Origin of the sequence: Promicromonospora umidemergens (genome assembly GCF_024171995.1) — a bacterium.
In the GTDB taxonomy this organism is placed as follows: domain Bacteria; phylum Actinomycetota; class Actinomycetes; order Actinomycetales; family Cellulomonadaceae; genus Promicromonospora; species Promicromonospora umidemergens.
Genome location: NZ_JAMTCT010000020.1, coordinates 35079 through 49479 on the forward strand (window position 1 = coordinate 35079; position 14401 = coordinate 49479).

A 14401-nucleotide genomic window follows, 5' to 3' on the forward strand; every position below is an offset into this window, starting at 1 on the left:
GGGCAACGGGCCGATCTCATCCGCGCCTGGGACCACAGAGCGGATCAGGCCGTCCGGAGCAGCTCCCGGACCCGGACCGTGCGCCGTCGCGCCACCATGGCCGTCGTCACGGCGAGCCCGGCCAGGCACCACAGGACGGCCGCGGCGATCGCCATCCCCACACCACCCACGCCCGGCTCGATGAGACCCACTAGGCCATCGAGGCCCGCGCCGACCGGCAGGAACGCCGCGAGGCCCTCGAGCAGGGCCGGCACCGTCGACACCACGCCCGTCGCGATGACGAGCACCGCGATCAGCAGGCTGATCCCGCGGCCGACATGGCCGAACGCGGCGGCCAGCGCCTGGTTGACCGCCACGAAGGCGACCGAGACCAGTGCTCCGAAGCCCATGGTCGCGATCCATCCGCCGAGGTCGAGGTCTTCGATACCGGCCAGCACCGCACCGGTCCCGAGGCCGGTGACCAGACCGACCACCGCGGGGATCGCGAGCGTCTCGAGCGTGAGCCGCAGGGCTCCCCTGGTCGAACCGCGGGCGTGCAGCGGGACGGGAGTGAACACGATCATCAGGGCGAGCGCACCGAGCCAGAGCGCCAGGACCGCGAACATCGGGCCCGTCGCGCCGGTGTCCAGGTCGGTGACCGCACCATCGGTGGCGACCGGGTCGGCCGCCACGGAAGCGAGCGACTTACGCTCCTGCTCCGTGTACGACGGGATCTCCTCGGTGGCCTGCCCCAGGCCGTCCGAGAGGTCCTCCGCACCGCCGGCCAGCTCGCCGACGCCGTCGGCCAGGCCGTCCACGCCGGTAGCGATCTGGCTGGTGCCGGTCTCCAGCTCACCGACGCCGCTGGCAATCTCGGTGGCACCGGACGCGATGCCGCCGGCTCCGCCGGACAGCTCGCGTGCGCCGGTGGACAGCTCGGACACGCCTGCCGCAGCCTGGTCAGCACCGGTCTGCAGCTCCGCGAGCCCGCCCGAGAGCTGGTGTGCTCCGTCGGCCAGCTCCGAAACGCCGCCCGACACCTGCTCCGCACCCCCCGAAAGCTCGTTCGCACCCTGGGCGAGACCAGCGATCCCGGCCTGCAGCCCGTAGAGACCGGTCGGCTCAGCACCCGGTGTTCCGGCGAGCCCCGAAGTCCCGCCCGCGACCCGCGCCGCGCCGGCCTGCAGCTGTTCCAGCTGCTGGATCTGTTCGGGCCCGCACATGTCCGGAGGCGCGACCGGACCGAGCGCTGAACAGGTGTCCTTGAGCTGCGCGACCAGCTGGGCAACCCCGTCCGACACCCCGGCAGCGCCGGTCGCGAGCTGCGTAGCGGCCGCCGCTGGCCCAGGGGTCTCGCGGGTGCCCTCCAGCGAGGCCGACGTCTCCGCGAGACCGCCTGCCAGGCCCTTCACGCCGTCGGCGATCCCCGCCGTACCGGTCGCGAGCTCATCAGCGCCCGACGCCAGGTCGGCGGCACCCGCTGCCGACTGCCCCGCTCCGTCGGCCAGCCGGCCAACACCCGCTGCGGCCTGGTCAGCACCCGCAGCCCACTGGCCCGCACCGGAGGCCCATTCGCCGGCACCGCCGGCGAGACTCGACACGCCGTCGCCCACACCGGCCACGCCGGCAGAGGTCTGGTGGGCCCCGTCGGCCAGCTCCTCGGCACCCTTGCCTGCCTCCGTCGCCCCGTCGGCGAGCTGGTCCGCGCCGTCGGCGGCCTTGCCCAGCTCCTCCGAGAGGGTGGAGAAGCCGACGAGGACGTTGTCCACGTAGGTCTCGGTCAGGGTGCTGCCGAGCACGCCGGTAGCGGTCTGTGCCACCACCTGCGCGAGGGCGTCGTCGAGCACACGGCCGTTGGCCGGCGTCGCGACGTCGATGGTGGCCTGCCGCGCCTTCGCCGGGTCGTCGCCGCCGAACGAGGTCGCAGCGGCGGAGAAGCCCTCGGGGATGGTGACGACTGCGGCGTACGTACCGTCGGCGAGGCCGTCGGCCGCACCCGCCTCGTCGGTGATCTGCCAGTCGTAGCTCGCGTCGGACGCGGGCACCGCCGCAGCCTCGCCCGCCTCGGCGTCCGCCGTCTCGCCGCCGCTCACCAGGCCTGCGGCGAGCTGACGGCCGAGCGGAACGGTCTGGCCGCCGACCTTGACCGGCTCGTCGAGGTTGACGATCGCCGCCTTGACGGTGTCGAGCCGGTCCTGCGGGTTCCACAGGGCGGAGATCAGCAGCCCCAGGATCATCAGCGGAAGAAGCGCCACCGCCACGGCGCGCCATGGGTTGCGAAACGGCTCGGGCCGCAGCCATCTTGTTGCGGTGCTCATGCCCGCACCTCCTGCTCGGTCACGTTCGCTGGGTGGTCAAGTTCTGTACTGCGGCGTTCGGCGCGAGCGGCCGGGCCGACGTCGAGCACCGGGGTCCCGGACGGCGCCAGGTCGGTCGCCGCGGAGCCCGTCGAGCCGAGCAGCACCGCGACACCGGCGTGCTGCGCACCGGCCACCGCCTGTGCCAGCTCGGCGCGCGCAGTCAGGTCGCCCACCGTCTCGGTGGCGTCCACGACGAGGACGCGTGGCTTGTCGCGCAGGGCCCGGCGGACCGCCTCGGCGGGATGCCCGCCCTCGGCCGCCGCATCCACGACCGCGACCTCGTGCCGCACTGCCGACGCGCGTTCGGGCAGTACCAGGCCCGCCGTCTTCGCGACACCTCCGGACGGCTTGAGCCGGCCGGCGACGGCCAGCAGGAACGCGCTGACCGGCGCAGTAGCGTCACCGCGCACGAGCAGCGTGCCGCCGTCAGGGACCCGGACGCTCACCGGACCGACGATGAGGCCGGACCGGCCGCGCACCTCGAGGTCGCCGGTGGCCACCGCGTCGGTCGCACCGGGCTCCGGCCAGTCCCTGAGCGACAGCTCGCGGGCCAGCCCCTCACCCTCGACGTCGAACGAGGGCAGCAGCCTGTCGAGCCACTTCGGCATGTACCAGGCCTTCTCACCCAGCAGCGCGAGCACCGCCGGGACAAAGATCATGCGGACGATGAACGCGTCCACGGCCACACCGACGGCAAGGCCGAGCGCGATCGGCTTCAGGTTCATGTCGCCGTGCGGCACGAACGCCACGAAGACCGCGATCATGATGATCGCCGCGGCCGTGACGACCTTGGCCGAGCCTTGGAATCCGGTGGTGATGGCGTGCTTGGCACTGCCGCCGTGCACGTAGTCCTCGCGCATGCGGGACACGAGGAAGACCTGGTAGTCCATGGCGAGCCCGAACAGGATGCCCATGAGCACGATCGGCATGAAGCTGATGACCGGACCGGTGCGGGACACGTTGAGCGCCTCAGCGAAGACGCCGTGCTCGAACACGAGCGAGACCACGCCGAAGGCCGCGCCGACGGAGAACAGGTAGCCCACCGTCGCCTTGATCGGCACCGCGATCGAGCGGAACACCATGGTCAGCAGGATCAGCGACAGGCCCACCACGACGAGGGCGAACGGCAGCAGCGCGTCGCCGAGCTGGTCCGAGACATCGATGCCGACGGCCGTGAAACCGGTGACGGAGAGGTCCACGCCGTACTCGTCGAGGAAGTGGTCGTGCTGCGCGCGGATCTCGCGCACCAGGTCCTCCGTCTGGGCGGACGTCGGGCCGCCCTCGGGGATCACCTGGATGATGCCGGTGTCCGCCGTCTCGTTCGGAGTCGAGAGCGGCACGTCCGCGACACCCGGCATGCCGTCGATCTCTTCCCCGATCTCGTTCATGAGCGCGACCGGGTCGGTGCTGGTCACGATGGAACCGGTCACGATCAGCGGGCCGTTGAAGCCGTCACCGAAGTGCTCCGAGACCAGGTCGTACGTGACGCGTGCCGGTTCGTCCTCGGCCATCACGCCCGCGTCCGGGAGAGCGAGACGAAGGTCCAGGGCGGGGTAGCTCAGCGCCCCCATGGCGACGACGACCAGCGCGACGGTCAGCGCCGGAATCTTGGTCACGGCCCGGATCCAGCCGGTGAAGAACCGGTTCGGCTTCTGCTCGGGCAGCGTCGTGGCGGTGTCCGCCCCGTCCGCGGGCTGCAGCGCACGCGGACGGGTCGCCTCGGAGGACGTGGCAGCAGCCCTGGCGGCGCTGGCCGTCCTGGCGGCCGTGCGCCGGGCCCGCCGCGAAGGCTTGGGCCGCAGCCGCTCCCCCGCGAACCCGAGCAGCGCCGGCAGCAGCGTGAGCGACACCAGCACGGTGATACCCACCGTCACCGCCGCCGCCACGCCCATGGTGGTGAGGAACGGAATGCCCGCCACGCCCAGGCCGACCAACGCGATCATCACGGTGAGACCTGCGAACACGACCGCGGAACCGGCCGTCCCGGTCGCCCGCGCGATCGACTCGTCGACCGCGAGCCCCTTGGCGAGCTGCTCTCGGTGCCTGGACACGATGAACAGGGCGTAGTCGATACCGACCGCCAGGCCGAGCATCACCGCCAGCAACGGGGTCGTCGAGTTGATCGGACCGAGCGCGGTGGCCGCGAACAGGAGCCCCATCGACGCTCCGACGCTGAGCAGCGCATTGAGCAGCGGCAGGCCGGCACCCACGAGCGAGCCGAGTGTCAGGACCAGCACCACGAGCGCAACCAGCAGGCCGATGCCCTCGGTGAGCGTCATCTCGGGGAGCTCCGACGAGAAGAGCTGGCCACCCAGCTGCGCTTCCGCACCATCGGGCAGAGCCCGCGCGAGCGCGTCCGCCTCTTCGCCCAGCGCGTCCTTGGTCGCGTCAGTGACGGACCCCTGGTCGCCGTCGAGCTGGATCGTGAGGAGCGTCGCGCGCTCGTCGTCGGACACCGAAGCCGGCATCAGCTCGTCGAAGGGCGAGGTGACCGCGGCGACCTGCGAGACGTCGCCGATGGCCTCGACGCCGTCGGTGATGGCCGAGCGCATGGGCTCGTCCTCGATGGACTCACCCTCGGGCGCGACCACGATCACCTGGGCAGAGGCGCCACTGACCTGCGGGAATGTCGTTGCCAGGCGGTCGAGTGCCTCCTGGGACTCCGTGCCGGGAATGGTTACCTCGTTGCTGAGGCCTTGTTGCAGCAGGCCGGCCGCACCGCCCACGAGGACGAGCACCACGACACATCCGGCTACGACGAGCCGACGGGCACGGACGGCCCAGCGGCCGAGTGAATAGAGAACGGAGGACACGCAGGCTCCTGGACGTGGCGGGGAACGACGGGCTGGTCGATGCACCACTGTATCCGATACACGAGTGCATCCAATACACGGGCGTATTGATAGACTGGCCCCTTGACACCCCAAGGAGTTGCCGTGACCTCTGAGCCCACCACCGACGTCGGCTCCGGGTCGTCCGTCGAACGTGCGCTCGCCACGGCGCTGACCCCCCGACGTGAACGAACCCGCGAGCGCCTGCTCGACGCCGCCTTCACCGTCTTCGCGAACCACGGCATCCGCGGCGCCTCCATCGAGGCTGTCTGCGAGGCCGCCGGGTTCACCCGCGGTGCCTTCTACTCGAACTTCAGCAGCAAGGAGGAGCTGTTCCTCGCGCTCGCCGAACGGGCGATGCGCCAGCAGCTCGCCTCGCTGGAGTCGATCGGCAAGGAGCTCGAGCCGGACATCGTCCGGGGCGGCTGCGTGGACCAGGACGCGATCCGCACCATCCTCTCGGTGGTGGTGACCGACCCGGGGGACGCGCGGCAGTGGTCGCTGATGCGCGCGGAGCTGGAGCTGCTCGCGATGCGCGACCCTGCCGTCGGGCGGCCGTTCCTGGCGCAGGAGGAGATGCTCCGCACCGAGGTCGGGGCCGCTATCGAGCGGATCCTCGCCGACCTGGGCCTGCGGTTCACCGTCGATCAGCGGACGGCGGTCGATCTCCTGCTCAGCATCTACGAGTCGTCCGCCCGGGCCGCCGTGGTCGCACGCCCGACGGCCGAGGACGGCGATGCCGCACCCGACACCGCCGTCCTGAGCGAGCTCGTCAACCTCCTGGTGACGACCGCCGACTGAGCCTCACCAGCTCGCGTTGGCCGCCAGCTCCAGGGCGATCTCCTGCCACCACTGGCCGGCCGCGGGGCCGCCGTTGCACGCGCCGTCCGACTCGCCGGGGAGCTTGACCCACAGCAGCGCGTCGAGCGACGTCGCGTCGTCGACGAGCCGCGGCTGCTCGCCCAGCGCGCGTCCGCGCGGGTTGCACCACTCCCCGTTGGAGCCGTTGCCGTTGCGCGACGTGTCGATCACGTACGGCCGCCCGTTCACCTGCGACGACACCTGCTCGGCATACGCCTGGGTGTCCGCTGTCGTCTGGTAGTTCGAGGTGTTGAGCGCGAACCCTACGGCGTCCGTGAACCCGATCAGCTGCAGCCGCCGTGCGGCGTCGCTCGCACTCAGCCACCCGGAGTGCCCCGCGTCGATGTAGACGCGCGCGCCGGCGTCGGTCAGGGCTGCTGCCGCGTACCGCAGGTAGCCGACACGGTCGCCCTGCCCGTCGCAGTCACCGAGCTGGGCCAGCGCATCGGGCTCGAGGATCACGACGGGGTTGCCCTCGATGCCGGTCGCCACCGTGTCGACCCACCGCGCGTACTCGCTCTCGGGCACTCCGCCCCCTGAGTGGTTGCCGCAGTCGCGGCCGGGGATCGCGTACACCGTCAGGACGCCGGTCTGCCCGGCGGCCGCGGCACGGCCGGTGTAGTCCGCCACCTCCTCACGTGAGTGGTCGGCGTCCGCCCAGTTGCCCACCCAGTACGACTGCGGGGTCAGGGCGATCTTCGCGAGCAGGTCCTTGTCCTGGCCGCTCGCCGCCTCCCAGGCCGCGTACGCCTGCGTGGTGGGGTCCACGTAGAGGTCCGGCGCAGCGGCCTCCGCAGCGCTCAGGCTGGTCACTCCCGCCGTAGCGGTCTGCGACACCGCGATGGCGCCGGTGGTCATGAGGGCGAGGGCTGCGGCCAGGGCCGCCGTCCGGGTACGACGTCGTACGCGAGGCATGGCGCTCTCCGTTCGGTCGGGTTCACCCCGGCCGGACCGGCCGAGGTGTACCCGCGTGACGCTAGGAAGAACGCCGCTGCCGGCGGAAGCACGCGAAACGTTTAGGCGAGGGCGTCGTCGACCAGTGCCTTCGCGGCCTCCTGCACCTCGGTGAGGTGCTCGGCGGACACGAACGACTCCGCATAGATCTTGTAGACGTCCTCGGTGCCGCTCGGCCGCGCGGCGAACCACGCGTCCGCCGTCGTGACCTTGAGCCCGCCGATCTTCGCCCCGTTGCCCGGGGCCTCGGTGAGCTTCGCCGTGATCTCCTGTCCGGCGAGCGTGGTCGACGTGACGTCCGACGGCGACAGCGCGCCGAGCCGGGCCTTCTGCTCCCGGGTGGCCGCCGCGTCGACCCGGGCGTACCAGCTCTCCCCGTAACGCTCGACCTGCGAGGCGTGGTGCTCGGACGGCGTCCTGCCCGTGGTCGCCGTGACCTCGGAGGCGAGCAGCGCGAGCAGGATCCCGTCCTTGTCCGTCGACCACACACGGCCGTCCTTGCGCAGGAACGACGCCCCCGCCGACTCCTCGCCGCCGAACCCGATCTCGCCGGAGAGCAGGCCCGGGACGAACCACTTGAAGCCGACCGGCACCTCCAGGAGGCGTCGGTCCAGTCCTCCGGCCACCCGGTCGATGAGCGCTGACGACACGAGCGTCTTGCCGATCGCGGCACCGGTGGGCCAGCTCGGCCGGTTCCCGCCGTACAGGTACTCGATGGCCACCGCGAGGAAGTGGTTGGGGTTCATGAGGCCGTCGGCGGTGACGATGCCGTGCCGGTCCGAGTCTGCGTCGTTGCCACTCGCGATGTCGAAGGGCGCCTGCCCCGTCGAGCCGTCCACGCCACCGGTCATCCGCTGCACCAGCGACGCCATCGCGTACGGCGAGCTGCAGTCCATGCGGATCTTGCCGTCCCAGTCGAGCGTCATGAACGCCCACCGCGGGTCGACCCGCGGGTTCACCACGGTGAGGTCGAGGCCGTACCGGTCAGCGATCTCGCCCCAGTACTCGACCGACGCCCCGCCCAGGGGGTCGGCGCCGATCCGCACGCCTGACGCGCGGATGATCTCGAGGTCCAGCACGCCGCCGAGGTCGTCCACATAGGAGGACAGGAAGTCGTGGCGGTGCGTCCGGTCGGAACCCAGCGCGGTGTCAAGGGGCACCCGCTTCACCTGCCCGACGCCGGTGCGCAGGATCTCGTTAGCCCGGTCGGCGATCCACCCGGTCGCGGCGGAGTCGGCGGGGCCACCATGCGGCGGGTTGTACTTGAACCCGCCGTCGCGCGGCGGGTTGTGCGACGGCGTGACGACTATCCCGTCCGCCAGCCCGGCACCGGGCGCGGCCAGGCCGGGCGTCCCCTCGGCGAACCGCGTCTGGTTGTGCAGCAGGATCGACTGACTGACGGCGGGGGTCGGCGTCCAGGAGTCGCGGGCGTCGACCATGACGTCGACGTCGGCCGCTGCGAGCACCTCCAGCGCCGTCTGCCAGGCCGGGCGGGACAGCGCGTGCGTGTCCCGGCCGATGAACAACGGGCCGTCAGTGCCCTGACCACGCCGGTACTCCACGATCGCGGCGGTGATCGCGACGATGTGGGCCTCGTTGAAGGCGTGGTCGAGGCTCGACCCGCGGTGGCCGGAGGTACCGAACGCGACCTGCTGGCCAGGGTCGTCCGGGTCGGGCGAGAGGTCGTAGTAGGCGCCGACCACCTGGTCGACGTCGATCAGGTCGCTGGGCTGGGCGGGGGTACCGGCACGCGCATCCATGCAGGTGATACTGCCAGGTACCGGGCACGTCCGTCGTGATTACCGGGCACGTCCGTCGCGATCGGGACCTCGGGTCGCCGTCGTAGGCTGGAGGCGTGTTCCCGCCGATGCTGCCAGAGGTCCCCACGGTCCACCCCAGCGAGCTCGACCCGACCTCCCCCGTTCCCGACGAGTCCACCCTGCTGGACGTGCGCGAGCAGGACGAGTGGGACTCCGGCCACGCCCCCGGCGCCGTGCACATCCCGCTGAGCGACCTCCCCGCGCGGTACGGCGAGCTGGACGCCGACTCGCAGGTCCTGGTCATGTGCCACTCCGGCGGCCGTTCGGCACGCGCGGCGCAGTGGCTCAACGAGGCGGTGGGCTTCGAGGCGACGAACCTCGACGGCGGGATCGTCGCCTGGCAGGGTGCAGGACTGCCCGTCGAGCGCTGAACCGCCCTGGGCCCGCCCCGACGCGCTACCTGGTGGTGCGGGGCTGGCTCGGGTCGGTCTCGTTCCAGACCCGGTCCAGCGCGGTGACGACGTAGGTGTAGTCCGTGCCCGCTTCAGCCGAGGTATCGAGCCACGACTGGACGCGCCCGCCCGCTGAGCGGAAGGTCCCCACGAGGTTCGCCGGGTCGTTCGTGTCCACGAAGCGCGCGGCGCCGGGCACGCGGTACACCGCGAACGACGTCGCCCTCGCGGCCTTGGTGCCGATGTCCGCCACGTGGAGGCGGACGCCGCCACGCACCCGGCGGGCGTTCGCGAGGACCGGGGTGACCACGGGTTCGGCCGGCAGGTGCGGCATCGGCGGCATCAGCGCCGGGTACTGGTAGTGGTCCTCGACGACCTTCGACATGCCGCCCTGCGCGTCGACGGGTATGTGCTTCGCGGAGTAGTAGACGTTGCCGTGGACCGGGCCGACGTCGCGGCTGACCTCACGGCACAGGTCGAGGTGGTTCGTGAGCTCCTCCGGGTCGGTGAAGACCCCGCTCGTCATCTTGTACAGGGCCTCACCGACGTAGAGCTGCGTGCCGGACTGCGCCGCGACCTCTGCCCACCACGGGACGAGGACCGCGTAGTCGGCGACCGTGAGCCCGATCTGCCAGTAGATCTGCGGGTTGATGTAGTCGAGCCAGCCCTCGAGCACCCACTTGCGGGTGTCGGCGAACTGGTCGTCGAACGACTCCGAGCCGCCGGTGTCCGAGCCCAGAGGGTCGGTGCTGGAGTTGCGCCAGATGCCGAACGGGCTGATCCCGAACTTCACCCAGGGCTTCGTCGCCTTGATCCGCTCGCTCATCGTCTCGACGAAGCGGTCGACGTTCCCCCGCCGCCAGTCCTCGATCGTGTCGAAGTCGGCACCGTACTGTTCGTAGGTTCCCGCGTCGGGCAGCACCTGGCCGGCCACCGGGTACGGGTAGAAGTAGTCGTCGAAGTGCACACCGTCGATGTCGTAGTTCTCGACGGCGTGCAGGATCGCCTGCTGGATGTGCTCCTGCGCCTCGGGGATGCCCGGGTCGAAGTAGAGCTTGCCGCCGTACGCCCACACCCAGTCCGGGTGCTGCCGCGCCGGGTGGTCAGCGACGAGCTGCGCCGGGTCGGTCTGCATCGACACGCGGTACGGGTTGAACCAGGCGTGCAGCTCGATGTTGCGCTTGTGCGCCTCCTCCACCATGAACCCGAGCGGGTCGTAGCCCGGGTCCTGCCCCTGCGTGCCCGTGAGGTACTGGGACCACGGCTCGTACGGGCTCTCGTAGAAGGCGTCGGCTGTCGGCCGCACCTGTACGAACACGGCGTTCAGCCGGTTCTCCTCCGCCACGTCGAGCCAGTGCAGGAACTCGGCCTTCTGGGTGTCCGCGTCGAGGCCGCTCGTCGAGGGCCAGTCGATGTTGACCACGGAGGCGATCCACATGGCTCGCAGCTCGCGCTTGAGGTCCGCGGCCGACGACGGCTGCGGCGTGGCGTTCCCCGTCATGGCCGGAGCGCCGAGCGCCGTCGCCGGGTCGAGGGCAGCGATCGTGATGCTGATCGCCGCCGCGGCAGTGCCCGCCGTCGCCATCGTGAGGAACTCACGGCGGCCGAACCCCGACGTCAGCCCGGACAGCTTGGCCGGCGGGTGCGACGTGGTGCGCGCATAGGCGGGCGTGGGTGTCGCCTCATGGCTGGCGGGCTGCCTCACGTGCTTGACCTCCGGTACTGGCTGCTGGGGGTTGGTGCCGTGGTGCTCTCTGTTGTGTTCGTGCGGTGTGCTGCGGCAAGCTGCTACGTTGGCCGGCGCCGGTCCGGAACAGTGCGGTGACGAACAATGCCACCGGGCGACGCCGTGGGGAAACTCTCGCACATGTCGCTCCGGATGTGAAGTTTGCAGTGCGATCGAGATTGTGGAGTTTATTTTCACGCCTCCTCACCAACAACCTTTGCGAACGGTCGCGCGTGAACAGCGCGTGACAGAACAGATGATGAACCCGGTCACCCGAGCCCGGCACCTCGCGCGCGGCGTCGCCTACGGCGCGCCGGCGCTGCTGCTGGTGGTAGCCCTCGTCGGCGTCGACTTCTGGCCGTTCTCGGCCTACCGCCTGTTCAGCACCGTCCGTAGCGACGCGACCTCGAGCCAGCGGCTGATGGTGAGCTACGGCGACGGCACGGAGCAGGCGGTGAGCTGCGTCGACCATCCCGTGCTGCGGGAGACCATGCGGTTCGTACCCAGGCTGCCCGACGTCGACACCAGGACCCGAGACGTCATGCTCGGCACGTGGTTCGCCGACTGCAACATCGACGGCGCCGACGTGGTGCGGGTCCGCATCGACAAGGTGGACCGCGCCGTCGACCCGGTCACGCACGTGACGACCGAGACCGCCCTGACCACGGTGTGGAACGAGGTCCTGTGAGCCACCTCGTCCGCGCCACGCTCAGGCTGGCCGGATGGCTGGGCCGCAGGTTCGACGCCGCCGTCGTCGCCCCCGGCCGCCCCGGCCCCGTGGCCCTGCTCCGGGTGGCCCTTGCCCTGATCATCGCGCTCCGCCTGCTGGCGCACGACTGGAGCCTCGTCGCGGAGCGCCCCGTCGAGCTCACCTCACACCTCTGGATCCTGGGCTGGCTGCCGCGCCTGCCCCCGTCGGTGCTCGTCGCGATCCAGGTCGTCGGGCTCGCCGGCGTGGCGCTCGTGGTGGTCCGCCGAGCTCCCCGAGCCGGCCTCGTCCTCTCGTGGCTCTCGCTCCTGGTCCTCGCCGGGCTCTGGGGCGCGTCGGGAAAGTTCCACCACAACGACCTCCTGCTGCTCACCGCGACCTTTCCCGTCCTGTTCGCGCGCGCACCGAACCGCTCGAACCGGCCTGCCGCCGGCAATGTGGACAGGGCCGCCCGCGCGATCACGTGGGGATGGACGCCACGGGCCGCGCTCGCGGTGGTCGGCTGCGTCTACTTCCTGACCGGCCTGCAGAAGCTGCGGCACAGCGGCCTGGCCTGGGTATTCTCCGACAACATGTCATGGGTGCTCCTGCAGGGCGCCGACTCGTCACCGGTGAGCCCCGAGCTCGTGCGCGCGCTGGCCGAGACCCCTGTGCTACCTCGGCTGCTCGCCGGCGGTGCGCTGGCCCTGGAGCTCGGCGCACCGCTCCTCCTGTGCTGGCGGTCGACCCGGCTGGTGTTCGCCGGTGCCGTGACCGCCATGCACCTGTCCATCTGGGTGTGCCTGGGGCTCGACTACGCACCGTGGTGGCTCACCGTGTGGGCCGTCACTCTCGCCACCGGGGTACCGACCGGGTGGGCGGCGCTGCGGGACAGGATCGTCCTGCGTCGAGCAGCCAGGACGGGCCCTCGCGCTGGGCCCGGGGCCGGGGCCGCACCCGGAGCCGGGCCGGCGAGCACCCGGGACGTACCGGTGGCACACGGATGAGCGACGGCGTCGTCGTGGTCGGTTCCGGGCCCAACGGGCTGGCGGCGGCGGTCACGTTCGCCCGCGCCGGCGTCCCCGTCACCGTGCTGGAGGAGCAGGGGACCGCCGGCGGCGGAGCCCGGACGCTCGACCTGGGCCTCGCACCCGGCGTCGTGCACGACATCTGCTCGGCCGTGCACCCGATGGCGGCCGCCTCGCCCTTCTTTCGCGGGCTGGACCTGGCGTCGCTCGGTGTGGAGCTGCTGACGCCCGACGTGTCCTACGCCCAGCCGCTGCCCGGCGGCCGGGCGGGGATCGCCCACCGGTCGCTCTCCGCCACGGTGGCCTGCCTCGGCGCGGACGGTCCGGCATGGGAACGCCTGCTGGGCGAGCTCGCTCGACGGTGGGACCGCCTGGTCGAGCTGGGGCTCGGTGACCTGCAGCGCGTGCCGGGGGACGTACACCCGCGCGACCTGCCGCTGCTCACCCGGCTCGCCCTGGGCGTGCTGGAGCAGGGCACACCGGCGTGGGGAGCCAGGTTCCGTGGTGACGTGGCGCCCGCTCTGCTCTCCGGCGTGGCCACGCACGCCATCGCCCCGCTGCCATCGGTCCCCGCGGCCGCGGTGGCTCTCGTGCTCGCTGCCCTCGCACACTCCCCGGGCGGCTGGGCCGTTCCACGGGGCGGCTCCGGAGCCCTCACGGAGGCGCTGATCCGTGACCTGGAGCGGCACGGTGGCACCCTCGTGACCGGCCATCCCGTGCGCACCCGTGCGGACCTGCCACCGGCCCGGGCGTACGTCTTCGCGACGCCGCCCGGCGTCGTCGCGCAGGTCCTCGGCGACGAGCTGCCGGCCCGCGTGCGTCGTCGGCTCATGGGGTTCCGGCACGGCAACGCCGCCGCCAAGGTGGACCTCGTGCTGTCGGGTCCAATCCCCTGGACCGTGCCCGACGTCGGACGCGCCGGGACCGTGCACGTCGGCGGGACCAGGGCCGAGACCGCAACCGCCGAACGTGACGTCGCCGCCGGACGGCACGCCGCACGGCCCGTGTGCCTGGTCTCGGACCCAGCAGTGAGCGATCCCGGCAGGGAGGTCGGTGGCCTGCGCCCCCTCTGGGCCTACGCCCACGTGCCGGCCGGTTCCGACGTGGACGTCACAGAGGCGGTGATCCGCCAGATCGAGCGGTTCGCCCCCGGGTTCCGGGATGTCGTCGTCGCCGCACGCTGCGTGCCGGCCGCGCGGATGTCCGGCCACAACGCGGCCCTGGTCGACGGCGACATCCTCGGCGGCGCGCTCACGATCCCGCGCCTCCTGTCCGGCCCCGCGCGGTACCGGGACCCCTACGCGACCGGAGCGCCGAACGTCCTGCTCTGCTCGTCGTCGACGCCGCCAGGACCCGGGGTGCACGGGCTGGGCGGGCTGTACGCCGCCCGTCGCGTGCTCCGGCTGCTCGGTGCGGACGCGGGGTAGCCGGCGCCCGCGGGCTCACTCCTCGGGGCCGTCCCGGAGCAGGTCGTCGTACTCGGGCGCGTGCTTCCGCACGTACGCACGGATGTAGGAGCACTCCGGCACGACGGTGCCGCCCGCCGCGCGCACCATGGCGAGCGACTCCTTCGCGAGCCGGCCCGCCAGGCCCTGACCCTCGTACTCCTCGAACACCCTCGTGTGCACGAAGGTGACGGTCCCCGAATCGACCTCGTAGGCGGCGAAGCCGGCCAGGGTGCCGTCGATGCTCACCTCGAAGCGGGACTTCTCGGGGTTGTCGGCCACTGTCACCTGCGGTTCGTCGGTCATGCCGACAATCG

General features: G+C 71.8%; 11 protein-coding genes. 5 read left to right on the plus strand and 6 right to left on the minus strand.

What is annotated here, in order from left to right:
* Positions 1 to 44: 44 nt before the first annotated feature.
* Complete coding sequence (locus APR04_RS23850; protein WP_253875175.1) at positions 45 to 2297, minus strand: YhgE/Pip domain-containing protein; 2253 nt, start codon at positions 2295 to 2297, stop codon at positions 45 to 47.
* Complete coding sequence (locus APR04_RS23855; RefSeq protein WP_253875177.1) at positions 2294 to 5152, minus strand: MMPL family transporter; 2859 nt, start codon at positions 5150 to 5152, stop codon at positions 2294 to 2296. Before APR04_RS23855 ends, APR04_RS23850 begins: the two co-directional genes overlap by 4 nt.
* Before the next feature lie 123 nt (positions 5153 to 5275).
* On the opposite strand from APR04_RS23855, the gene APR04_RS23860 reads away from it, so the two are divergent.
* Positions 5276 to 5971: a TetR/AcrR family transcriptional regulator gene (locus tag APR04_RS23860; RefSeq protein ID WP_253875179.1), complete on the plus strand. Its 696-nt coding sequence runs from the start codon at positions 5276 to 5278 to the stop codon at positions 5969 to 5971.
* 3 nt (positions 5972 to 5974) lie between these two features.
* On the opposite strand, the gene APR04_RS23865 is transcribed toward APR04_RS23860, so the two are convergent.
* Positions 5975 to 6946, minus strand: coding sequence for a glycoside hydrolase family 6 protein (locus APR04_RS23865; RefSeq protein ID WP_253875181.1), 972 nt, complete (start codon positions 6944 to 6946; stop codon positions 5975 to 5977).
* Positions 6947 to 7047: 101 nt separating this feature from the next.
* Positions 7048 to 8745, minus strand: a complete 1698-nt coding sequence (gene pgm, locus APR04_RS23870; RefSeq protein ID WP_253875183.1) for a phosphoglucomutase (alpha-D-glucose-1,6-bisphosphate-dependent) — start codon at positions 8743 to 8745, stop codon at positions 7048 to 7050.
* 95 nt (positions 8746 to 8840) lie between these two features.
* Here pgm and APR04_RS23875 point away from each other — a divergent pair, with 95 nt between their 5' ends.
* Positions 8841 to 9176, plus strand: a complete 336-nt coding sequence (locus APR04_RS23875; protein ID WP_253875185.1) for a rhodanese-like domain-containing protein — start codon at positions 8841 to 8843, stop codon at positions 9174 to 9176.
* A 25-nt stretch (positions 9177 to 9201) separates the two neighbouring features.
* Here the strand turns inward: APR04_RS23875 and APR04_RS23880 are convergent, their stop codons facing one another.
* Positions 9202 to 10902 carry a glycoside hydrolase family 10-like protein gene (locus tag APR04_RS23880; protein WP_253875187.1) on the minus strand — a complete coding sequence of 567 codons (1701 nt, stop codon included), beginning with the start codon at positions 10900 to 10902 and terminating at the stop codon, positions 9202 to 9204.
* Positions 10903 to 11167: 265 nt separating this feature from the next.
* Here APR04_RS23880 and APR04_RS23885 point away from each other — a divergent pair, with 265 nt between their 5' ends.
* Genes APR04_RS23885 through APR04_RS23895 form a run of 3 tightly spaced genes read left to right on the plus strand, consistent with a single transcriptional unit; the run spans position 11168 to position 14066 of the window.
* Complete coding sequence (locus APR04_RS23885; RefSeq protein WP_253875189.1) at positions 11168 to 11611, plus strand: hypothetical protein; 444 nt, start codon at positions 11168 to 11170, stop codon at positions 11609 to 11611.
* The gene (locus APR04_RS23890) at positions 11608 to 12618 is read left to right on the plus strand and encodes an HTTM domain-containing protein (protein WP_253875191.1); all 1011 of its coding nucleotides are present in this window, start codon (positions 11608 to 11610) and stop codon (positions 12616 to 12618) included. Before APR04_RS23885 ends, APR04_RS23890 begins: the two co-directional genes overlap by 4 nt.
* Complete coding sequence (locus tag APR04_RS23895) at positions 12615 to 14066, plus strand: phytoene desaturase family protein (protein WP_253875193.1); 1452 nt, start codon at positions 12615 to 12617, stop codon at positions 14064 to 14066. Before APR04_RS23890 ends, APR04_RS23895 begins: the two co-directional genes overlap by 4 nt.
* 15 nt (positions 14067 to 14081) lie before the next feature.
* Here APR04_RS23895 and APR04_RS23900 read toward each other — a convergent pair whose 3' ends face one another.
* Positions 14082 to 14390: a GNAT family N-acetyltransferase gene (locus APR04_RS23900; protein WP_253875195.1), complete on the minus strand. Its 309-nt coding sequence runs from the start codon at positions 14388 to 14390 to the stop codon at positions 14082 to 14084.
* Positions 14391 to 14401 lie beyond the last annotated feature (11 nt).